18 protein-coding genes and 1 tRNA gene are annotated in these 22,683 nt (G+C 53.6%); 10 read left to right on the top strand and 9 right to left on the bottom strand.

The features are described from left to right. Positions 1–39: 39 nt before the first annotated feature. Positions 40–113, bottom strand: a tRNA-Ile gene (locus B5X72_RS05235). Positions 114–178: 65 nt separating this feature from the next. Between B5X72_RS05235 and B5X72_RS05230 the strand changes: the two genes are divergently transcribed. Next, complete coding sequence (locus B5X72_RS05230) at positions 179–805, top strand: HAD family hydrolase (protein ID WP_079715770.1); 627 nt, start codon at positions 179–181, stop codon at positions 803–805. Here B5X72_RS05230 and B5X72_RS05225 read toward each other — a convergent pair. Further along, the gene (locus B5X72_RS05225) at positions 802–1,716 is read right to left on the bottom strand and encodes a diacylglycerol/lipid kinase family protein (protein WP_079715769.1); all 915 of its coding nucleotides are present in this window, start codon (positions 1,714–1,716) and stop codon (positions 802–804) included. The genes B5X72_RS05230 and B5X72_RS05225 overlap by 4 nt on opposite strands. A 110-nt stretch (positions 1,717–1,826) precedes the next feature. On the opposite strand from B5X72_RS05225, the gene surE reads away from it, so the two are divergent. The 4 genes from surE to B5X72_RS05200 all read left to right on the top strand — a co-directional run bounded on the left by surE (position 1,827) and on the right by B5X72_RS05200 (position 6,333). Then, a complete protein-coding gene (gene surE / locus B5X72_RS05220; protein WP_079715768.1) occupies positions 1,827–2,567 on the top strand; it encodes a 5'/3'-nucleotidase SurE in 741 nt (246 codons plus the stop codon). A gap of 52 nt (positions 2,568–2,619) precedes the next feature. Further along, entirely contained in the window at positions 2,620–3,186 is a 567-nt protein-coding gene (locus B5X72_RS05215; protein WP_079715767.1) for a YqgE/AlgH family protein, read from the top strand. A gap of 51 nt (positions 3,187–3,237) precedes the next feature. Then, positions 3,238–4,551 (top strand): DUF389 domain-containing protein, encoded by a 1,314-nt coding sequence (locus B5X72_RS05210; RefSeq protein ID WP_079715766.1) that lies wholly within the window; start codon positions 3,238–3,240, stop codon positions 4,549–4,551. Positions 4,552–4,905: 354 nt separating this feature from the next. Continuing rightward, positions 4,906–6,333, top strand: a complete 1,428-nt coding sequence (locus tag B5X72_RS05200) for an alanine/glycine:cation symporter family protein (protein ID WP_079715764.1) — start codon at positions 4,906–4,908, stop codon at positions 6,331–6,333. On the opposite strand, the gene B5X72_RS05195 is transcribed toward B5X72_RS05200, so the two are convergent. Next, a complete protein-coding gene (locus B5X72_RS05195) occupies positions 6,302–7,189 on the bottom strand; it encodes a DUF4886 domain-containing protein (protein ID WP_079716024.1) in 888 nt (295 codons plus the stop codon). The two genes, B5X72_RS05200 and B5X72_RS05195, sit on opposite strands and share 32 nt — an antisense overlap. A 108-nt stretch (positions 7,190–7,297) precedes the next feature. Here B5X72_RS05195 and B5X72_RS05190 point away from each other — a divergent pair, with 108 nt between their 5' ends. Both B5X72_RS05190 and B5X72_RS05185 read left to right on the top strand, forming a co-directional pair. Next, a complete protein-coding gene (locus tag B5X72_RS05190) occupies positions 7,298–8,539 on the top strand; it encodes a metallophosphoesterase (RefSeq protein WP_079715763.1) in 1,242 nt (413 codons plus the stop codon). Between the two features lie 238 nt (positions 8,540–8,777). Next, the gene (locus tag B5X72_RS05185) at positions 8,778–9,368 is read left to right on the top strand and encodes a hypothetical protein (protein WP_139378544.1); all 591 of its coding nucleotides are present in this window, start codon (positions 8,778–8,780) and stop codon (positions 9,366–9,368) included. A 133-nt stretch (positions 9,369–9,501) separates the two neighbouring features. Here the strand turns inward: B5X72_RS05185 and B5X72_RS05180 are convergent, their stop codons facing one another. The 4 genes from B5X72_RS05180 to B5X72_RS05165 all read right to left on the bottom strand — a co-directional run bounded on the left by B5X72_RS05180 (position 9,502) and on the right by B5X72_RS05165 (position 17,893). Next, complete coding sequence (locus B5X72_RS05180) at positions 9,502–10,938, bottom strand: sulfatase family protein (protein WP_079715761.1); 1,437 nt, start codon at positions 10,936–10,938, stop codon at positions 9,502–9,504. A gap of 114 nt (positions 10,939–11,052) precedes the next feature. After that, entirely contained in the window at positions 11,053–11,976 is a 924-nt protein-coding gene (locus B5X72_RS05175) for a PorP/SprF family type IX secretion system membrane protein (protein ID WP_176146104.1), read from the bottom strand. 40 nt (positions 11,977–12,016) lie between these two features. After that, positions 12,017–17,212: an Ig-like domain-containing protein gene (locus B5X72_RS05170; protein ID WP_139378542.1), complete on the bottom strand. Its 5,196-nt coding sequence runs from the start codon at positions 17,210–17,212 to the stop codon at positions 12,017–12,019. Between the two features lie 45 nt (positions 17,213–17,257). Next, entirely contained in the window at positions 17,258–17,893 is a 636-nt protein-coding gene (locus tag B5X72_RS05165; protein WP_217698094.1) for a phage tail protein, read from the bottom strand. 304 nt (positions 17,894–18,197) lie between these two features. Between B5X72_RS05165 and B5X72_RS21150 the strand changes: the two genes are divergently transcribed. After that, positions 18,198–19,664 carry a LuxR C-terminal-related transcriptional regulator gene (locus tag B5X72_RS21150; RefSeq protein ID WP_176146103.1) on the top strand — a complete coding sequence of 489 codons (1,467 nt, stop codon included), beginning with the start codon at positions 18,198–18,200 and terminating at the stop codon, positions 19,662–19,664. A 147-nt stretch (positions 19,665–19,811) separates the two neighbouring features. On the opposite strand, the gene B5X72_RS05155 is transcribed toward B5X72_RS21150, so the two are convergent. Then, positions 19,812–20,372 carry a DUF4142 domain-containing protein gene (locus B5X72_RS05155; protein ID WP_079715756.1) on the bottom strand — a complete coding sequence of 187 codons (561 nt, stop codon included), beginning with the start codon at positions 20,370–20,372 and terminating at the stop codon, positions 19,812–19,814. 113 nt (positions 20,373–20,485) lie between these two features. Then, entirely contained in the window at positions 20,486–20,842 is a 357-nt protein-coding gene (locus B5X72_RS05150) for a winged helix-turn-helix transcriptional regulator (protein ID WP_079715755.1), read from the bottom strand. A 105-nt stretch (positions 20,843–20,947) separates the two neighbouring features. On the opposite strand from B5X72_RS05150, the gene B5X72_RS05145 reads away from it, so the two are divergent. Both B5X72_RS05145 and B5X72_RS05140 read left to right on the top strand, forming a co-directional pair. After that, on the top strand, positions 20,948–21,694 hold the full coding sequence (locus B5X72_RS05145; RefSeq protein ID WP_079715754.1) for an SDR family NAD(P)-dependent oxidoreductase: 747 nt from the start codon (positions 20,948–20,950) through the stop codon (positions 21,692–21,694). 68 nt (positions 21,695–21,762) lie between these two features. Next, on the top strand, positions 21,763–22,611 hold the full coding sequence (locus tag B5X72_RS05140) for a DUF6929 family protein (RefSeq protein WP_079715753.1): 849 nt from the start codon (positions 21,763–21,765) through the stop codon (positions 22,609–22,611). The last annotated feature ends 72 nt before the right edge of the window (positions 22,612–22,683 follow it).

The raw sequence follows: 22,683 nt of genomic DNA, 5'->3' as shown, positions 1-22,683 counted from the left end.
AATGGCTTTTTCCTTACGAAAAAAGCCATTTTTGTCTAGTGCGCCCACCTGGGCTCGAACCAGGGACCAAAAGATTATGAGTCTTCTACTCTAACCAACTGAGCTATAGGCGCAGTACAAATCATTATTGTTTTGCGGGTGCAAATTTACATATTTGCATATACATCGCGAAATTTTTATGCAAAATATTAAGAACATCATCCTGGATTACGGCAACGTATTGTTTGATATTGACTTCGCTGTATTAAGGCAATCTTTTATTGATTTGGGCATCAAAGATGTCGATGAATTTTATGGCCATAGAGCACAGCATGCGCTTTTTGACGCGTTTGACAAGGGCATTATCACGGCCGCGCAGTTCCGTCATGAGATCCGAAAAGCTGCCCGAAACGAAACCTTGCCAGATGAAGCAATAGATGCCGCATGGAATAGTCTGCTCCTTGGTGTACGGCCCGGTCATCACGAATTGCTTCTTGAACTAAAAAAACAATACCGCACATTTTTGTTGAGCAACAACAACGAGATCCATTATCGCTGGATTATGGCTTATCTCAAACGCGAATTTGGACTTACAGACAATTCGGCATTTTTCGAAAAAGACTATTACTCCCACTTGCTTGGGATGCGCAAGCCAGACAAAAAAATTTTCGAATTTGTGCTACAAACCCATGGCCTGTTGCCAGCACAAACGCTTTTCATCGATGACAGCCCGCAGCACATCGACACCGCCAAGGCGCTTGGGATCCAGACGCACCTGCTCTTGCCGGGCGACACGCTACCTGCATTTTTGAGCCGAATGCGCTAAACAATCACATCGATAATACCGGGTCTTACCTCCACTTTGATGAGACGGCGGCGCTTTATCGCTATCAGCTCGTCATCGACATGGATCAACCGGTTGTCAGCGGTAATCGTGATTTCCTGACGGGCTTCTATCAATTGCAGGGGCAGGTTCAAACGTTTTTTACTGGTTGGCTTTTTCAAGGCGTGCAGGTACTTAAGGAATGCATCCCGATCAGCTTCCTTCAACAAAGCGACCTGAAACTTCCCGTCCGTAGGATCCGCTTGGGGCGCAAGCTCCAGGTTGGGCCCGACGGACTTGATGTTCAACACTTCCACGAGGAGGTAATCACCTTCATATAGTACACCATCGACGGTGATTCTCGCCCATTTCGGCGTGTATCGCTCCGTTATTTCGATTAACTTGTCCAACGCCACATCCAATTCGTCGTCCGCCGTCTCCACTTCGTTGTGGTCGGTTTCCTTCATTTCCTTGATCAGTTTGGGAAAAATCCCCATCCCGGCACCTTCCAGGAAAAAATTAGCATCAGGCACGTTGCTTATCGCCCCCACATCGATTTTCTTCACATTCCACTCGGCAATTGTGCGGCTCAGGCCTGCCAATGCCGAGGAAGCCCCTAATGTCTTTGCAAAATTATTTGCCGTACCGGCAGGCAAGATGGCCACGGTCAAACGTTTGTCCAATAGCCGGCGCGCAAGTAAGCGCTTCATCACCTGCCGTACCGTACCGTCACCCCCGGCAATGACCACCAGCGCCGTCTTAGCCTTCAAGCGCCCCCATTGCTTTTCCTTGGTGGAGCTGTATTGGCAGGTAAATCCACAGGACACTATCGTCTGCATCAATTCTTCTTTCATATGATCCCCGTCCCCAGCCTTGGGGTTATGCAACAAGTGTGCATGTCTGCTAACTTCCATGTTCGATAGTTCCTTCTCATTTTTGGACAAAACAAAAAATCGCGAAGACTTGTTTGTAACATAGCAACGTTCATATCGCACCACTTTGGTGCTTATTAATTCAATTACTTATGCGTATTTTAGTGACCAACGATGATGGCATTTACAGTCCGGGTATCAACACATTGGCAAAGATTGCGGCCAAATTCGGGGAAGTGGTCGTCGTGGCTCCCGATGTCGAGCAGTCGTCTATGGGCCACGCTGTGACCCATTCCCGACCGTTGTCCTACAAAAAGTCTCCCATTGATTTCCCGGGTATAGAGGCATACCGTGTCAACGGCACACCGGCCGACTGCGTAGCGTTGGGCACGCATTTGCGCAACAATATCCAAGTAGTACTGTCCGGCATCAACATGGGCCCGAATCTCGGCAATTCCATGTGGCATTCAGGCACATTGGCAGCCGCAAAACAAGCCGTGCTACTCGGCAAAAAAGGTATCGCGCTAAGCACCCCGGTAGGCAATACCGAGCCAAACTTTGAGCTCCTCACTCCCTATGTCGAAAAAACGCTGGACCGGCTGCTTCAAGATCCCACGGAAATCGCCCTGTACAACGTAAACTATCCGCCGGAGCCCACAGGCATCCGCTGGACGAGGCAATCCGTAAGGCTTTACGATGGTAAAATCGAGCCCGGCAAAGATCCCATGGGTCGGAAGCATTATTGGTTTACGGTAAGTCCGCTGGAACCGGCCGAAAAAGGCACCGATAGGTGGGCGGTAGAGAATGGATTTGTTTCCGTAACGCCATTGCGGCTCGATCTCACAGACGAAAACAAATTGACCAAATTGGTGGCAACAAACACATGGCCGTAAATTTAGATAAAACTTTTTTCACTACATTTACAGTATCATAAACAGATTAGCCATGTTCAACAAAAACATACCCCAGATAGCCAGTTTGCTGATATCAGAGCCTTTTATGCTCGATCCCAATTTTCAGCGGGCCGTCATCCTGCTGTGCGAACACAACGCCGAAGATGGAACCATCGGTTATGTGCTCAATCAGCCTGCCTCCGTACAGCTTAAAGATGTCATGGACGGTTTTCCCGAAGCAGATTTCCCGCTGTTTTTCGGAGGTCCGGTAGCCCAGGAAAGTATTCATTTTATCCACAAGTGCTACGACAAGCTGCACAGCGGTATAGGTTTGGGCAACGGCATCTATTGGGGGGGCAATTTCGAAAGCCTGCAAATCCTTATCCGCAATGGCGACATACAGCAAGATGAAATTAAGTTTTTTATCGGCTACTCAGGATGGAGCCCCGGCCAACTGGACGACGAGCTGAAAGAGAATGCATGGGTTATCAGCAACCACTATCATCCCGACATTACATTGGGCAACGACGGCGAAAACCTTTGGAAGGAAGCTATTGTCTCCCTTGGACCCAAGTATGCGCACGTCGCCAATTTCCCGCAAAACCCGATGTGGAACTAGATACGGGGCTGCCCGTAAGCCCTGATATCAAAAAAATCGTATCTTCGAGCCATGAATATTCAACGGCTCTCGGAGAAATTCAATATAAAATCCGAACAGGAAGATTTTGATATCATACACGACACCGTCGAGAAAGGGATCTATTTCAAAGGAACCAATCTCTGGATTCTCATCTTTGCCATCGTCATTGCCTGCGTTGGGCTAAACGTAAACTCCACCGCGGTAATCATCGGAGCCATGTTAATTTCCCCGTTAATGGGGCCTATTTTAGGCGTCGGCTACAGCTTGGCCACCTATGATTTCCGGCTGTTACGTAGGTCGTTGACCAATTTCGGCTTTGCCGTCGGATCCAGTCTGGCCGCCTCCACGCTTTATTTCCTGGCCACGCCACTCAGCGAAGCCCACTCGGAGTTGCTTGCCCGCACGCAGCCCAACATCTATGACGTCATCATCGCGCTGGTGGGCGGGCTGGCAGGTATCGTGGCACTCTCAAGCAAACAAAAAGGCAACGTCATACCCGGAGTGGCCATTGCCACGGCGTTGATGCCGCCACTGTGCACAGCAGGATACGGGCTGGCCACCGGCACGTGGAATTATTTTTTCGGTGCATTTTACCTATTTACCATTAATACGGTATTCATTGCAGTAGCGACGCTGATGACCGTCCGCTTTCTGAACTATCCCATTTGGCACGGTGTCGATGAAAGCACGAAGAAGATTGCCAACCGGTGGGTCAGCGTTATTGCTACCGTCACCATCCTTCCCAGTCTATATTTCGGCTACCTATTAGTCAAACAGGAGCGATTTACGCAGCAAGCCAACGCTTACATCCGCAACGAAACCTATATCGAAGGCGATTACCTGTTGAAGTCCGAGATCGATCCGGTTAAGCGGGGCATACGCCTCATCTATGGCGGCCGTCTTATCCCTGAGCACACCAAGCAAGAAGTCATTGCAAAGGCAAGGCATTATGGCCTTGATGAGGAAAACATCATCATCCAGCAAGGCTTCTCATTAGCCGATGAAGAGGCCAGCGAAAACCTGTTGGCGCTCAATACCCAGCAGTCTGAGATCAATCGCTTACGGGCTGATCTGGCCAAAGCCCTGCACGCGCAAGACAGCGTCGTCCAGCGGCAACATTTAGGCCGGCAATTGCTGCAGGAGTTGAAGCCCCTATTCCCAGAAATTATTGCGTGCGGCACTGCCGACCAAGTGGTCTATGACGATTCGCTGCGTTCACGCAACTACCTGACGCTTTTCCTGGAAACGTCTGACAGAAAAAGAACAATTAACAACCAACCCAAGCTTGAAAACTGGCTTCGCTCACGATTGGCTACCGATTCTGTAAAAATTTATATCGACTAACCTCCGTTTACGCCCGGTTGATGTTGCATGGGCTGTGCAATACAAACTTGCCGTAAAAAAAACAGGACAAAGGACAATATTTCTTGCAAAAAACTATAGATTTGCGGGATGTCAGCAATCCCTTTGCCGAATTTAATCAGTAATTTTATTGGATGTACCATTCTTTCCATGTTTAATGCCACGGCTTTGCCCGTGTCGGCAGGCATCTACGGTCCAGTATTTCGGCACCTGCCGATTTTTCGACGGGAGCATGGAAAGCTTGCCGGTACGCCCCCGTTAAGACATCCGGTACAACGGTCTACCTAACTTCATGCAGATAAGATAAACAACAACAAGATACAAACCTTACCATACATGGAACAAGCGATAAACGCCATCAATAACGTTATTTGGAGCAATGCTTTAGTACTATTATGCCTGGCAGCAGGCGTCTATTTTTCTTTTGCCACGGGATTTGTGCAAGTCAGGTATTTCAAAGACATGGTCAAGCTTCTGATTACTGGCGGGTCATCAACAAAAGGAGTTTCTTCATTCCAGGCCTTCGCCATCGCGCTGTCGGGGCGGATTGGCACCGGCAACATCGCCGGCGTCGCCACCGCTATCGCCATGGGCGGGCCCGGCGCAGTCTTCTGGATGTGGATCATTGCATTCCTTGGCAGTGCATCCGCTTATGTCGAAGCAACCCTTGGACAAATCTATAAAGAGGTAAAAGACGGCCAATACCGCGGCGGGCCTGCTTTCTATATTGAAAAAGGGCTTGGCGTCAAGTGGTATGCCATCGTATTCGCCGTGGCCACGATATTAAGCACCGCTTTATTTCTTCCCAGCGTGCAAAGCAACAGCATCGCATTAAGCAGCCTTACGGCATTTTCCATTCCCGTGGAATACACGGGCATAGCGTTGGTGCTGCTGCTCGGATTGATCATTATCGGCGGGGTCAAGCGTATCGCCAAAGTAGCTGAAGTTGTAGTACCGTTCATGGCCGGCGGATATATCCTACTTGCGCTCATCATCATTGCCTTTCATTTCAGGCAGGTGCCTGATGTACTCCTGTTGATTGTAGAATCCGCATTCAACCTTGAACCCGCATTTGCCGCAGTTATCGGTGCGGCGGTCGCATGGGGCGTCAAGCGGGGCATTTATTCCAATGAAGCCGGACAAGGCACAGCACCCCACGCGGCGGCGGCAGCGGAGGTAAGCCACCCGGCCAAGCAGGGGCTTGTGCAGGCATTTTCCGTATATGTGGATACCCTATTTGTCTGCACAGCGACGGCTTTCATGATTCTTTTCACAGGCCAATACAATGTCCAGCATCCCGATGGCGGATACCTTGTCGAAAACCTTCCCGGCGTAGAAATCGGCCCTGCATATACTCAGCATGCTATTGCAGCGCATTTCCCTACCATCGGCGGGCCTGCTGTGGCTATTGCGCTGCTGTTTTTTGCTTTTACCACCATCATGGCCTATTACTACATGGCCGAGACCAATTTGAGCTACCTGGATAGCAAAGGGCGCCATCGGTGGGCAATTTGGGTGCTACGCGTACTCATTTTATTTGCCACGTACTACGGCACCGTGAAAACCGCCGAAGCAGCCTGGACACTGGGCGATATCGGCGTAGGTCTCATGGCGTGGCTCAACCTTATCGCAATTCTATTGCTTCGCAAGCCCGCTTTACAGGCGTTGAAAGACTACCGTAAGCAGAAAAAAGCCGGCAAGGATCCCGTATTTAACGCGGCAGAACACGGCATTACCGGTGCCGAGCATTGGAATGAGAAGTAGTGGAAGCAGCGATTGCCGACACGGCAAACGGCTGCAGGATAGCGGCATGGGCTGCCTCACCTGCCACATCAGCCTCCTGCTGGGTCACCTGTTCAGGACGGTAGCGGTCCACCGGAGCCTGCTGGCCGAATAACGCTTCAAACCACGTGCATGCCGCAATAAACCGCCCGATATGCAGGTCAAGATGGTAGCCATCCCGTGTCAGATCATCGCCCAGGAAAGTCATGCGCGCATTCTGGATAGCCGTTCCACTGGGTATCAGCAAGTCAAACGGAATAAGCGCCTGTGCCTTTCGGGAAGCCTCCATGATAGCGCGGTACATCGTCTGTTGGTTTTTGCCGTAGGCAGCAAAGCCCTCGTGTGTCGAAGACGGTGCGTATGCCCAGGTCTGATGCCAGCTATATTTCACCGTGCCTTCGGACACACTGTCGATATACCGGTGCAGCGCATGGATAGGCTGCGCATAGGAGTCAAAGCGGCCGGAGAGCGGACTTGCCTGTTGCAGGGACACGTAGTCCCACGGCTCGTCACGCAGTGCAGTACGTATGCTCACCTGTTCGCGCGTGTGTTTCTTTCCGTTGGCATCGATTTTCCGGTAGCTGTACGCATCCTTGTCGCCTTGCGCATTTTCCCAATGGAGTGACAGCGGCGCCCCACCGATGTACATATTGCCGATCACTACCGGCTTACCGGCGGCCGCGGCCAGTTCATATAAATATTGTTCTACAGCGTCTTCCGAAAAACTGTTGCCGATAGCCAATACTCTCAACGTATCGGCTGCATTCATGGCCCATGCATGGACGCTACAGGCCACGGCCATGACCAACAATAACATCGCCCGATTAACTTTTCGCATCACCAATGATAACAAAAATCCGCGCATATTCAAAAAAGTAAAACAATCTCTCCTGTTTAGCGGGTTACGGATTCTATTTCCGATATTTATGGCTTTGGGACAAACAGCATGCGGATATTTTATTTCCTGGTATTTTTTGCAGGCACGGTATACTACGCCTTCACCGCTGTATACACGGGGCTGAAGGACATGGATGTGCCCACCCGGCATGTGCTGATAGCCGCCTACCTGTTGGTCAGTGCAGGAGCATTGGTCAGCCCGGTGATGTTCAGCCGCTGGTCGTCCATCGGCTGGCCCAGCGCTGCCCTCAAGCACACCGTACATGCGCTAATTGCCGTGCTTCTCGGGCAGATCGTCATGGCATCGGTGATGTTCATGAGTGATCTGCTCGTTGGCGTGAGGGCCGTATGGGTGGTGTTGCAAACTGCCTGGTCCGCTACGCCTTCCAGCGGGACCACCAACCTATCGCGCAGTCCCATTGCCGGCCAATTGGCCATGCTATCCGGCGGCATGCTGACCATCGGTTTGCTGTATGGCGTATCCCGGCGTTACCGTTATCAGGTACGAACTGTGAAAATACCCATCCGCGGTCTTCCGAAAGCATTCCATGGGCTGCGGATTGTGCAGCTGTCCGATATCCACTCGGGGAGTTTTGACAATCCTGACGCGGTCAGCAAGGGAGTCGATATGGTCATGGCACTGCGGCCCGATCTCATCCTCTTCTCCGGTGACCTGGTTAACAACCGGGCAGCTGAGTTTAAGCCCTACCTCGACATTTTCGCCAGACTCCGCGCGCCTTTGGGCGTCTTTTCCGTCTTGGGCAATCACGACTACGGCGATTACGTCCGCTGGCCATCGCTCAGTGCCAAGCAGCACAACCTCCAGACGTTGCTGCATTACCAGCGTTTGGCCGGCTGGCGGGTGCTCTTGAATGAATCCGTGACCATCAAGAAAAATGGCGATGCACTCGTCGTCGCCGGAGTCGAAAACTGGAGCGGCCGGGCCGCCTTTTCCCGCTATGGGAACCTCGCCAAAGCCCTTTCGGGGATATCAGGCGAGCCGCCGGTCATCCTCCTCAGCCATGATCCCTCCCATTGGGAAGCCGAGGTGGTCGGCGCTTATCCGCAAATCGCGCTTACCCTCAGCGGGCATACGCACGGCATGCAATTCGGCATCGAGTCGAAGTGGCTCAGGTGGAGTCCAGTGCAATATTTTTACAAACAATGGGCTGGGCTTTACCAACGGGGGTCACAATACCTTTACGTCAACCGCGGATTCGGCTTTCTGGGCTACCTTGGCCGACTGGGGATGCCACCAGAGATAGCCTTGCTGGAACTGGTGGAAGCCTGATACCACGATCGTATTGCCCGATTCCGTACGCAAGCGGACAATCGATTGTCCGTTATCGAACAGCCCTCCATTTATAACAAAATTTATTTTACTGAATATCAACACATTGTGATTTTGGTACAGAAATATCATGTATTGGCACAGTACGGCGATGCCAAGCCGGGGAAAACACCCGGCGGTACAGAAGCCGGCAAAATCAGGAGAGAAAATAAAAATTGATAATCAAAAAAACAACATCATGAAAACATTAGCCATCATCACACTTTTTGCCACAGCAAATGCAGGAACCACATGCTTTGCCCATGCTGCCGACAAACCCGTGGCCATCCATCCCATTACAAACGAGGTCAGCGAACTCACCAAGCGGTTGGAAGCTTTCAAATCACAGGTCGCCTTCCATGAGCGCAACGTCAGCGTTCTATGGCAGCAATACGACTTAGCAGTACAGCGCATCCAAAACCAGACAGGCAGCCACGCCGACCTGGCGCGCGATGAAGCCTTTTTTGTAGGCGTATACCAGCAAGACATCGACAACGGCATCCGCGTGGAGGAAAGCCAAAAAGCCATCGCCGAAATCAAGGTGCGATACGCCCGCGCCCATGAGCAACGGACCGCCCAGGAAGCACGCCACATCGCAGTGCTGCAGACCCAGTTGAAGAAGGAACTCAAACGCGAGGCCAAAGCGCTCAAGAAAACGAAAGAAGCCCATGCCAGCCTTGCAAAGACGCTGCCCATGCTCACCGAGGTTGAACAGTACATCCACGAATCCATCAAGCGTGCCGATATGTTGCTGTCAGATACGCACAAAACCATTATCGCCACCCGATAATCCGTTGCCAAGGCCCGGACATCCATAGGCGTCATACCGACGCCGCACAATGCCCCACCTGATGCGTGGGGCATTGTCAGATCAGGAATATCGGGCAGCCGCTTGCCGATGCCGCATCAATACCGTTGCAGATTCAAAACACATAAGGTGCTATCGGCGGTTCGCCCGGTTTCCTGGGCTTCGCCACTGCTTCTTCCGGCCCCGTCTCGCCATCGCCCTGCCGCTTCCGCCATGCCGCCATCTCTTTCCTGAATACTTCCATCAATGCCATGTACTGCTCATCCTCAGCAAGGTTATGCTGTTCGAAAGGATCATTCAGCACATCGTACAGTTCTTCTTTCGGCCGGTTGTGGTATCGCCAGAGTACCGAGGCAGCATGCGGGTCGCGAAAGGATTCGCGGCGCCATGAAGGCCAGTATTCCCGGCCCCCATCGTGGTCATCAGCCAGGTCCATGTGCGTATGGTAGCGCACCTGGGGAGCCAAGTTCAGGATGTATTTATACCGCTGCGTTCGCAGCATACGCATCGGCGATCGGTTCATCTGCAAGTCGCCCGTGTGGGACGCAAAAACGACCCCGCTGCGTGTCTCGGTGGACTGGCGCAGTATTGCATGAAAACTGGCGCCGTCAATACCCGTTGGCGGGTTACCTCCCGCGATTTCAATCAGCGTAGGGAGTACATCCACGTGCGATACCAGCACATCGCTTGTTGAGCCCGGCGCCACACGCCCGGGCCAACGTACCAAAAGCGGCACCTGGATACCATAGTCATAAAGCCCCCACTTGCCGAATGCCCATTGGGGCCCCTGGTCTGCAGTAAACATCAGCACCGTGTTTTCCGCTATGCGGTGTTTATCCAGAAGTGCCAGCAATATTCCGAGGTTACGATCCATTTTCGTCACATCCGTATAGTACCGAGCCCGCGCTTTGCGGGTATCTTCCGTATCGATATGGAACGCCGGGATGTCCACTTCGGCAGCGTCATAGGCCGGTACTTCCGGCCAAACCACATGGGGGCTATGGTCGGCCACCACCAGTGCAAAGGGTTTTCCGGTGTCCAGCCCCGCCAACCAGTTGTCTACTGGATCGAGGTTCAGGTCGTAATGCAGGCCCGGGTTCTTTTCGAAACCGGGTTCCACCACGTTGGTACCGGCAATGCGTTCGAAAGGGAAAACATCTTCGGGGCCGATATGCAGTTTTCCGGCAATTGCCACGCGGTAACCCAGGTCTGTAAGGTGATGTACCAACGACATCGTTCCGGCATGCACCCCCGAATGGTTGCCATGCCCACCATGGCGCATGGGGTACAAACCTGTGAGCAATGAACTGCGGGAAGGCGCGCAAGTAGGCGAAGCCGCAAATGCCTGCCGAAACACCATCGATTCACGGGCCAGTTCATCCAGATGTGGCGTTCGGGCTGCGGTATTGCCATAGGGGCCGATGTCCGTGGCCCCGAGATCATCCGCGATAAACACTACCATATTCGGCAACGCCGGTTCCTGCGCGGCATGCAGTTGGCCAGACAGCCACATTATCCAAGTGACCAGCCCCAGTTGTTTCAATCCTTTCATGGGCGACGTCGATTATACAAATGCCCAAAGATATCATTTTTCTGCGGGCATGCCGTACAGGCCTTGTATCTTGTATAGGCAGCGTATTTATAGCAACGCGCAAACCCGCGGACCTTAAAGCATCCCGATGATGCCGCCAAACCGGTAGCTCAGGCCGATTTCGTGGGTATTGTTGCTGATACGCCGGTTCAGCGGCTCGTTGCGCGTGCCGAACTGGTAGCTGTAGCCCAGCCCGAAGCCCGCGAAGTTGAACTGTGCCATGCCCGCCAGTTCCCCGTAGCTCCGCACATTCATCCCTAGGCCGAACACCTGCCTGACGAACACCATCGCCGAGGCTTCACCCTGCGGCCGCAGGCTCTCTGCGTAAGTCACCAGCAGGCTCGGCCTGATGTGGAAGTCCGCCCCCAGCCCAAACAGCGCTCCCGCCGTCAGGTGGTACAGGTTGCGGAAGTTGTACCGGCTGTCGCTGCTTACCCCCAGGCTCCCCAGCATCAGCCGCGGAAGCGACAGCCCCACATAATACCGCTCCGGCCGGTACAGCACCACCCCGAAGCCCACCAGCGCATCCGTCTCCCGCACATCCTCCCGGAAGGCCGGATCCTGCGGGTCCAGCTGCGAGAAACGCCCGTCCATGTAACTCAGCCCCGCATTCAGCGATAAACCCACGTACTCTGTCTCCGATATCCGGACCGACTTGGCAAAAAACACCGAGGCCTCCGTCAGCTTCTCCACCGCCAGGCTTTCATGGCGGATGTTCACCCCGGCCGTGGCGCCAAGCCCCTGTAACCCCAGGTGGCCGCTGCCCCAGAAGACCTCCGGCGCGCCGTCCAGCCCCACCCACTGCCGCCGCCCCAGTATGGAAACCTCCCCGGCCGGCGACATCAGGCTCGCCGCCGGATTGATGACCGTGCGCAGCTGGCCGTACTGCGTCGGCGTCAGCGCCTGCTGGCCATGCAGGGCTGTCCCTGAAAGCAAACTGCCCAGCAAAAGAATCAGGTTCCGTTTCATGTTATCGCTGTTTCGGTTATTATCTTTCATAAATATCCCCATAATCAACACCCCACTATTCCCTAGTCAATCAATACTTCAATACAAAATAGCCCCTCCGGTATTCCGTGCCGCCACCCCTGCCGATTTCCACGATGTAGAAGTACGTGCCGGCAGGCAGCCGCTGCTGCCCCGTGCCGATGCCCCGGAACGCCACCCGGTCGTTGTCATACCCGCTGGCCTCCCACACCACCGTACCGTTGCGGTTGAATACCTTCACCCGGTTGGCCGGGTAATCACGGATACCCTCGATTATCAGGAACTCGTTGATGCCGTCCCCGTTGGGCGATACCGCAGGGTGCACACGCACCGGAAAGTCCGACGAAGGGTCCGTGACCCGTACCGTCAACGCCACCGGCGCCGCCGCCTCATGGTTGGCATCCCCCCCCTGCGTGGCCGTGATGGTTACCGTGCCCAGGCGGTGGATGTGCAGCGCCGTGCCCTCCACCGTAGCCACCTGCCCATCGTCGACGGCCAGGCTCACCGGCAGACCGCTTGAGGCCGATACCTCCAGCGCGATGCTGCCCGCATCGCGGTGTACAGACGCCGGCGCACTGAAGGAAATCGACTGCTGTGCCCGCCGGACCGTCAGCTCGCGCCTCACCTCCGGCCGGTTGCTGTAGTTGCCGCTCTCCGGTACCGTCGCCGTGATGGTGGCGCTTCCCGCGCCGGTGATGCGGATGCGCCCACCGGCCACCACTTCAGCCACCGCCGTATTGCTGCTCGTATAGCTTACCGCCTCCCCGCTGCTCGCCGTAGCACCCCCAACGAAGTCCGCATCCCCGTACGCCTTTTCCGGCAGCGGCGGAAAATCGATGCTCCGCACAGCCGGTGTGATGGTCAGCTCCGCCGTCAGTACCAGCGTCTCGTAGTTGCTGCCGCTGATGGTGGCCGTCACCGTCTGGCTTCCCACCTCGGTGCGGCCGTTGCCCGCATAGCGCACCGACGTACCCACGGGCAATGTTCCCGTGATGGCCAGTGATTTGGCCGTACCGTCGTACACGAAGCTGCGACCTGCCAGTGTGACGCCCGTGACTGTCTGGTTATACTGTATATCCAACACATTAGATGTACCGTTTCCATTACCGGCGACATTGACAGCCGCACCAGCCGGAACCGACACCCGCACCGTGCCCCCCGCTGACGGTGTCGCCAAAACGGTATACGTGATATAGTCTGTTGTCTGCAAACCGCTGAGGGTAGCGTTCACCGCTGTAAGGTCGTCGAGCGTAAATCCGGTCACCGCCTCGCTGAAAGCAACCGAAATAGTGAACGGCCCATCTACCGGCGATACGGCCGTCGTGGTGAGTACGACACCAGGATGCGTCGTATTGACCAGCACCCCGCCTGTATTGCCCACGTTAATCAGTTCCATTGCCGCATCGTTGCCTGCCACATCCCGTACCGTGCCGCCGTCCGGCACGATGGAACCACCCACGGCGATGCCATCCATATCCTGATCGCCCGCCCGGACCATGTAGCTGAATTGCAGGGCATCGCTGCCCGAGCCACCGGCATAAGTTGCCCGCACGGTGGCCATGCCCACAGTAAGTTCCATATACGGTGTGCCCGCATTTTCATCAACCGTTACGGTTTTGCTGAAATTCACTATGAAGTCCAGTACATCCCCCTCGCGGTAATAACCGTTGGCCGGCACATCCGTCGAAGTGACCACAGGAGCGATATTGTCTACCACGGTCACGGTTGCATCAGCACGCGCCACGTTGCCGTTCACATCAGTGACCGTCAACGTCACGGTGTTATTGCCCAAATGGCTACGATCGAAGTCGGCCCGGTCAAGCGTGACGGTTGCAATGCCGCACGCATCCGAGCTGCCATTGTCGATATCTGCCGCGGCGATGCTTACCGCGCCGGACGCATTGAGGTAAACGATGATGTCCCGGGTACGCACCACCGGCACCGTGCTGTCCACCACGGTCACGATCGCATCGGCGCTCGCCACGTTGCCGTTCACATCGGTAGCCGTCAGCGTCACGGCATTATCGCCCAACTGGCCACAGTCGAAGTCTGTCTGGCTAAGCGCGAGGCTGGCAATACCGAAGCCATCCGTACTGTTGTTGTCTATTTGCTGCGGAAGGATACTTACCATGCCGTCGTTATCCAGGTAAACGGTGATATGTTGTGTAATGACCGTCGGGCCTTTGGTATCGATGGCGTAGCGGTCAGAATCCGACGTTCCTGCCCCCGCATTTCCGGCCAAGTCCTGGTAGCCTGTATTGTCCACGGTGATGACATTGTCCACAACTTCCACCCCCGCCGATGGCGTAAAGGCAGCCGCCCAGGTAATCCCCCCGTCAGCCGATCCTATCGGTGTCAACGTTCCATTCGGCGTGGTGATGTCCGCATTGGCCAACCCGATCACCGGCTCACTGAACGTCAACGTTACCAGCATGCTATCGCCGTCCCTCAGCAAGGTTTGAGATAACGCTATCGCTACCGTCGGGGCCGTGTTATCGTAGCTCACATCCAGTATATTCGAAGCCGTGTTGAGGTTGCTTCCGATATTGACGGCTACATTTTCCGGCACCTGGACACTCACCACTCCGTCCGCCGCCGGGCTCACCAGTGCTGTCCAAGTGATGTTGTCCGAGGTCTGCAGGTTAGCCACCGTTGCATTGGTAGCGTTGATATCCGCTGCAGTGAATCCGGTGACCGCTTCACTGAACACCGCTGATACGGTAAACGGTGCATTCACCGGCGATGAGACCGGCGTACTAAGCGTCACACTGGGCCGCACCGCATAGACCAGCACACCCGTGGTGGTGCCGACGTTGTTGAGCGCAGGCAGTGCATCGTTGCCCGCCGCATCCCGGGCCGTCGCGCCATTCAGCACAAGGCTGCCACTCACGGCAATGCCGTCGAGGTCTACCTCGCCCGCCTGCACCACATAGCGGAATACCAGCGCGTTGCTGCCCGAGCCACTCACATAGCCCGCCTGTACGACAGCCGTGCCGATGGTCACTTCGAGGTGAAGCCTGCCGCCCGTTGCGTCCACCGTGACGTTTTCGCTGAAATGCACCGTAAAATCCAGCGCATCGCCCGCCACATGATATCCGTCAGCCGGCACCGCTACCGACGTAACCTCCGGGGCCACGCCATCGATCACGATTGCATGCTGGCCGGCGATCGAGTTGGCACCGCCCGTTGCGGGCAGGGTCAGTACGGCATCCAGGCCGGCAGCATTCTGTATGGTGCCGCCGTTAAGTGCCAGGGCGGCAGTGGATGCATAGTCGAGGTCGGCGCTCGCATCCCCAGCCTGCACCGTGTAGGCAAACGTCAACATATTCGAGCCCGAGCCCGATACATACACCGCCTCCCGGTCCGTACTGCCCGTCTCCAGCAGCAGACCAGGCTTTCCACCCGATTCATCCACCATCACGACTTGGTCGAACGCCACCGTTAAGGAAACCACATCACCAACCTTATACATCCCATCCGGGCTACTAGCTCCCACGGCATTCACTATCGGGCTGATGGGATTCACCGTGATGCTGATTGTATCATTCGCTTCCTGTGGTCCACCCGCCCCCGTAAGGCCGAGATCGTTCGAGCTGATTTGCAAGCTCGCCAGGCCGTTGTAGCCTGCTGCAGGCACAAATGCCAACCCGTTCAGCGCGGCATTGATAGCGGCGATGGTCCCCGTAAAGGTCATTGTGCCATCAGCGGCTCCATCACCGACCGTAAATAACAATCCTGTGGTACTTCCCAGCGTCAGCAGCCCATTCGTGGCTGTCAGCGTCACCTGTATGGTGCCTCCCCCTGCATCCACATCCGAAACGGAAATCACATTGCCATTGCCTGTGCTGAATACCAATATGCCGTCCTGGTCGACCGACTGTGCAGCCGGAACCGCATTTACGGGGGCATCGTTCACCGCCGTTACCTCCAGCGTTACCGTGGTGGTATCCTCATGAGCCCCACCCGAGCCTGTATTTCCGTTGTCGTTGATCGTCACGGTCAAGGTCACATCCGCTGTCGCATTCGAGGCCGTGGTATAGGTGACTCCACTTGCAGCAATGAACGCATTAATGTCTGCAATCGTGCCCGTCAACGTCAGGGCACTGGCCGTCCCGCCAACGGTAACACCACCTCCGCTGGTCGCCGCCAGCGAACCGCTCGGCACCGAAAAGGTAGCGGTCACCAGGCCCGTCCCGGCGTCCACATCGGCAAAGCTGATGCCGCTAAGGGGGCTGGCCTCGTCCTCCGTGACGGTAATCGAGGCCGGCACCGTCACCACCGGCGCATTATTCACCGCCACCACAGCGACGGACTTCGTTGCCGGTGCGCTGTCATCGGTTCCATCGCTTATCACAAAACTGATCGTACGCGTAGCAACATTCGGGTCCTCTGAAGTATTGCTATAGGTGACAGCCCGGAGGGCGGCCTCCCACTCGGCCAATGTTGCCGTCGCACCGGCTGATGCGAGCGTCAGTGTGCCTGTAGCCGCATTGTAGCTACCGGTGATATTGCCCATGTTAACACCGTCGTTGGTAAAGCCAAGCACATCTTCAACGATTTGGAAGTTGCCGGTAATCGCCACGGTGGCCGAAGCAAGGGTCGTATTGTCCGGATCGCTTACCGTTAAGCCATTGTCGATCACTACCGGTACCGGGCCACCGCTAACGGATTCCGTAAAGGTGGTTGTCCCGCCGGAGGTGGTGATTTCCGGCGGATAGTTAAGGAAAACACCGTCAATAATCGTGAGGAAAAAATCATCAGCGCTTATCTTCACTTCATCCACCAAGACGCCCCCAAAATCCAAAACCGCTTTATCGCCGGTCGGAACCGTCCGCAAACTCCCCGCAACCGCATTTCCGTCTTTAAACCCCTGCACCGTCACCGGCTCTGCGGTATTGTCTATATACAACGCCACAAACAGAAAATCTGCGCCATCTCTACGGGTGATGGTGACCACCTCCCTGGTCACAAGATTGTCACTCGCCGAATTAAAATTGATCGAAGGAGAATTTTCGTAGCCCCCCACATGATCCCAAGCGATATCTCCGCCATCACCTTCGCTGGTAAACACCATATCGAATAATACACCTTGATGGGTGACCTCAAAACTGGTCTGCGGCGTAGCACCGATAGGGTTGGTATCGAAGGTTTCACGAAAGACTACCTGTGCCGATACCTGCGATAACCCAGCCCATAGCAACGCTACGAATACGATACCTTTCGGGAAGGCGGAGTAAAAATTTTTCATAAATGATCCAATAAAGTGAATACCGTGACCGTTGACGAGGAGCATTTAAGGCCTGGAGGGAGCATACCCTTCAACACAAATAATAAAGTTAATTACTGCATACGGCTGCACGTTGTCTATTGGATGGCCAGCTCCCGTGTTCCCGGAGTTTCCGCCACCACTATTCAGCGTCACGTCAGGAGTACCACTATTATAAGCGCGCACTGCACGGCCGGTGACAGTAGGTGCGGCGAGGGTATTGGCGCCATTGGTTCCGGCGACTTGCTCTGTCGCTGGCGAGCTGCTGACTTGTATACCGGGGAGGGAATGACTGTGGGCTGGAAGATTGTTCAACGTCAATGAGACAATTTCCTGCCCACCCCGTTCTCCGAGGACACGATGGCTTAAGCCAACCCCTTGTCCAGCCCCCATGGGCACCCTTCCGCTCAAATTCGGCAGCGCAAAAGTAGTACGCCCATCCCCACCATAGGTGGTGCCTAAAATTGAATATAATACACTATAAGAGCTAATTGGTAACAAGCTCCCATCACAAAACATCCAGCCTCGAGGCGCAAAGGTTCCGGCAAACATCCGTATTTCACCGATAAACCCGTCCTGCGCCCGGACATCGGGAACCGTGGCTGCACAAAAAACTGCTACAAACAGTGATGATAACACCATTTTTCTTACTAAAAGTCTCATAGTCATATTATCTTAAAACAAGTCTATACTTTAGGTTCATTATTTTATACACCAAATTTATACACCAAACGCTATATGCGGGGTCTTTATACGCTCGAATTACCCAAGAACACACCGAAGGGAAACACACACGAAAAAGGAAATACACTTGCGGTTACAATCGGAAATAGGCGACATTACGCATTAGGCAGATTTTAGTGTTACTAAGCAGATTTTTTAATTATTAGCTGGCGCAAACATAGCACTTTGGCACAAAAAAACACCTATACTTTGGTATAGGTTTGAAGAAAAATCGATGTATTCGATGAAAATATTAATTTTGCCATGTACATCATCCTATCATATGACTCGGCACCTTTACTTGCTTATTACCGGCATTGTTCTTTGCATTGTTTCCATTCCATGTGGTGCGCAAGTCCATGCTCCCGGCTCGGCCACTCCTTCCCCTGACCGGCTGGAATTTGTGCCCATGGATAATCACCCGGAGCTGTTCATTGCCCAAGACAGCCTGGGAAGTACCTGGATCCGGGGTACCGTACCGGCCAGCTTACGTGGAGTACCCGCCGTTTTCCGGATTCCGTCGGCACGCATCCACGACTATCGTCTTTATTTGCTACAGGGTGGCCAGCTTACGCGCATCCCGCGAGATACCGGTAGTCCGTCCAGCCCTTTCCGCGCCCGTTTTCCGCAATACGAATTCATTTCGCACGATTCCGTTTTTTACCTTGAGGTCAAAGACCATACGCCCCAGCTGCTGGAGGTCGAGTTTTCGGAGCGCAGCCGGTTTGCCGTCGCCGAATCGTTCAATTTACTTGGTATCGGGCTGTACTATGGCCTGGCACTCATGTCGCTCATTTTCAACCTTGTTTTTTACTTGGTTTTCAGAGACATGCGGTTCATCACCTATTGCCTGTTGTTGCTGACCACCTTTGTTTCCTTCTTCTACGAAGATGGCATGTTTTACTATTTTTCCAATGGACGGTGGACCATGGACTACCTGATTGTGCTCAACAGCGCCGTTACCTCTATTGTATCCGTGCCCTTCACCTTTTATTTTCTTGACCTACAGGCTACCTTCCGACGGCTCAAGGGGCGATTTTTCGCTTGGGCAGCCATGCTGCTGCTCAGTGTGCTGGTGTATACCCTTACCGGCAGCCTTGCCATATGTATCTTTGTATACACGCTTTGCTTCCTTGCTCCGGCCATTTGCCTTTACCTTGCGGCCAGACGGTTCCAAAAAGATGTATACGCCCGGTTTCTGCTGCTTTCTTTTGGCATGGTCGTGCTTACCGGGCTACTGTATGTGCTGCACACCCGCGTCGATGCAACGGCGTTCAGGGGCTTTGGGGTACACACATTCCGGGTGGTGAGCGCCCTGGAAATTATCGCCATCAGTTTTGCCATCATCTTCAGGGTCCGGGCGCTGCAGCATGAAAACGAGCGGTACCGCCAGGAGCTGGACAACTACCTCAAAGCGCTCGAAGTGAAGGCGGCGGACAACCATTACCAGCAAGCATTCCTTGCCAACCATACACCAGCCATGGCCACGAAACAACAACTGGCAGATGAGCTTCGCGCCCAGTATGCACTTACCGAGCGCGAAACTGAGGTACTCCTATGTATCTGGGATGGCCTGACAAACAAGGAAATCGCCGAACGGCTTTTCATCACCTTGAGTACGGCAAAATACCATATCAGCAACCTCTATGTCAAACTGGACGTCAGGAACCGAAACCAGGTACAGGTACTTGCGAAGGGGGTTGCCGGCTAGTCCTCATCACCCGTCCCCTTCCGTGCCGTGGGCTCCTTTCGGGCGGCACGCTCCGCCGCTCATGGGCAGCCAACCGTTAAAGGAATGGTGGTTTATCAAGTTTGCGATGATACGCGATGTATTCCGGGCGAGAAAAAAGGTGCTTAATCACGGTAATGAAGCGGCTGCGCTATTGGCGCGCCCTGATGGTTCTGGCGCTGCTCGAAAGGCTTGGTAGATGGCATCATCACTCAACATCGACAATTTCTCGGCGGCCCATTGGCGCAACTCATCGTCCCTCACGCCGCCCGGAGCGGCGGCCTGCGCAAACAACTCGATGGCCCTACCATACCAAAGCGCCATCTGCTCCGTGTATTTCTGATCAAATGGCCCTCCTTCCGGAGCCATTAGTCCGTCGAGCATCTGCTGCTCGTTTTCTAACGGGACGTCTGGAACCCGCAGGCCTTTGGATGCCGCCAGTTCGGCCAGTTGTGTACATGCAGCGCCGTAGTCTGATGCCAGCCGAGCGCCCCCTTCAATGATGTATCTATCGGTACCTTGTGCGTAGGCGTACCCGCCGGCTTCAATTTCAAACCGGAGGCTGCTCATTGCCAACTCCACAAATTCCTGTTCCTGCATGCGGCCTTTTTTGCCACCGCTGTCGTTGAGGCATAATACTAACCATCCACATGGTGCCAATAACCAAAGTAAAGCTGTTGTCCTGACCATCTTGCATCATTTGGCGCTGCCGCCGTTGCACGCTGTACTGCTATTACTTTTATGAACACGCGGAAAGCTGATTTGTTGGCAAAATGGTATAATTGGGAAATCCGGTGGCAGAATTATTCCTCAATTATTTTTTTGCGGTGCGAAATTCCCCACTCTGTAAGATTGTCGATAATGGTTTTCAGCGTCAGACCGTGCTCGGTAAGCTGATACTCAACTGTCACCGGCTGCGTGTCTAAAACAGTTCGTTTTATCAACTTGTTTAGTTCGAGCTCCTTCAGTTCTTTGCTCAACATTCTGTTGGAAATCCCATCTATATCGTTTAGAATATCGGAAAAACGCCTTTTGTTGTAAAAGCATATGGATGAGATGATTGGTATTTTCCATTTCCCGTTCAGCACGTCCATAGAATCTTGAACGGCCCTCATTTCTTTTTTGTGCTCTTGCCTGAAATCCTTTGTCTGACACTTCATATATGTTACTTGGTTACACCGATGATACAGTTATTTTTCGACACAAAGTTACTAAAAATAACCAGTACAACCTACCTTTGCCTGTCAAAACAAAATATATTAAAAATGGATTTTACAAACAAAAATGTAGTCATTACAGGCGGTAGCACAGGGATTGGGTTTGCGACGGCAAAAGCATTTATCAATGCAGGGGCAAGCGTTTGGATAACAAGCAGAAGCGCCGACAACCTGCAAAAAGCAGCTACAAAAATAAACAGCCCCAAATTAAAAACCGTGGTTTCGGACACGTCAAGCCTGGAAGGAATTGCTGTATTGGAAAAGGCCGTTGCAGAAAGCGGCAACAAGGTGGATGTTCTTTTCCTCAATGCAGGAATCGCCACATTTGCTCCGATTGAACAAACCTCCGAAGCGGATTTTGATGCACAATTCAACACCAATGTAAAAGGCTATTTCTTTACGTTGCAAAAACTCATCCCGCATTTGGCAAACGGCGCTTCGGTATTATTCACGTCATCAACTGTGGCAACGGCATCTCAAATGTATGGAAGTGTTTATTCGGCTACCAAAGGTGCGGTAAATAAAATTGCCCAAGTGGCTGCAAACGAATTGGCTGACAGAAAAATCAGGGTGAACATTGTGAGTCCCGGACCAACGCAAACCGAGGGATTCGACAAAGCCGTTCCTGATGATGATGTAAAAAAACAATTTGCCACAACAACGGCTTTGCAGCGAATGGGCAACCCTGACGAAATAGCAAATACCGTTCTGTTCTTGACTTCTGACAAGGCAAGTTTTATTACCGGAACGGAGCTGTTGGTAGATGGTGGTTATATCGGCTATACACTGAAATAACTTACCCCGTTGATTCATGGAATTTATGTATACTTGCGTGTGGCATAAGACTGGACAGGGGACAAACCATGAATGGATTTTATTTACAGGCACTCTTAAAAATCGTCGGCATCAGTGCGGCTTCGGGAATCACGTTTTCAGATGGCCTGATCCGCCTGGTCTCCGACAACAGCAATTATCTCTACGAATATCCCTTGGATACGGGCCAGCTGACCCGGTATCTGCTCAAGGATGGCGAACATACCGAACAGGTGGCGAAGGCTTGGAAGATGGATCTGGAAGCCATCGTGGAGCGCGACGATGCGACTTATGTGTTCGGCTCGGGCTCCACCCCTGCCCGGGAGCTTGGGTTTGCTGTTTCAAAAACTGACCGCCGGACCGATACCTTGCAGCTGCATGCGTTATATGATGTCATGCGTTCGGCTGCCGGAATCGGTCCGGATGATTTTAATATCGAAGGGGTGGCTGTTTATGGCGCCGATTGGCTGTTCCTCAACCGGGGGAACGGACCGGGCGGGCGGAACGTCTTATTTACCGTCCACGGCCCCAGCTTGACTGAAAATCCCCAGGTCTCCTATGAGGAGATAGACCTGCCCATGATGGACGGCCTGCCCTTTGGGTTTTCGGATGCAACGGTTGCCGGAGATACGCTGTTCTTTATCGCTACGGCCGAGGCGGGCCAGTCTACCTACCATGATGGCGAGGTGGGCGGCAGCCTGTTCGGCGCCATCGATCTGGGAAGCCGGAAACTGCTGTACAGCCGGATAATCTCCCGGACGCATAAATTCGAGGGGATTGCCCGTTATCCAACCGAAACGGGAAGCGTTGCGTTTCTGTTGTGTGAAGATGATGACAGTACGACCGATACGACGACTATCTACCGGCTTGATGTGGACCGCTCTTGGTTAGCTCCTTAACTTTCGGCAAAAAGATATATGCCCCGCAATCCCTTCGATTACCGAATATCGCAAATACTCAACGGAGCTGGC

Source organism: Parapedobacter luteus (assembly GCF_900168055.1).
In the GTDB taxonomy this organism is placed as follows: domain Bacteria; phylum Bacteroidota; class Bacteroidia; order Sphingobacteriales; family Sphingobacteriaceae; genus Parapedobacter; species Parapedobacter luteus.
Note: the sequence above shows the minus strand (reverse complement) of the source record. Positions and strands in the feature narration are given on the sequence as shown.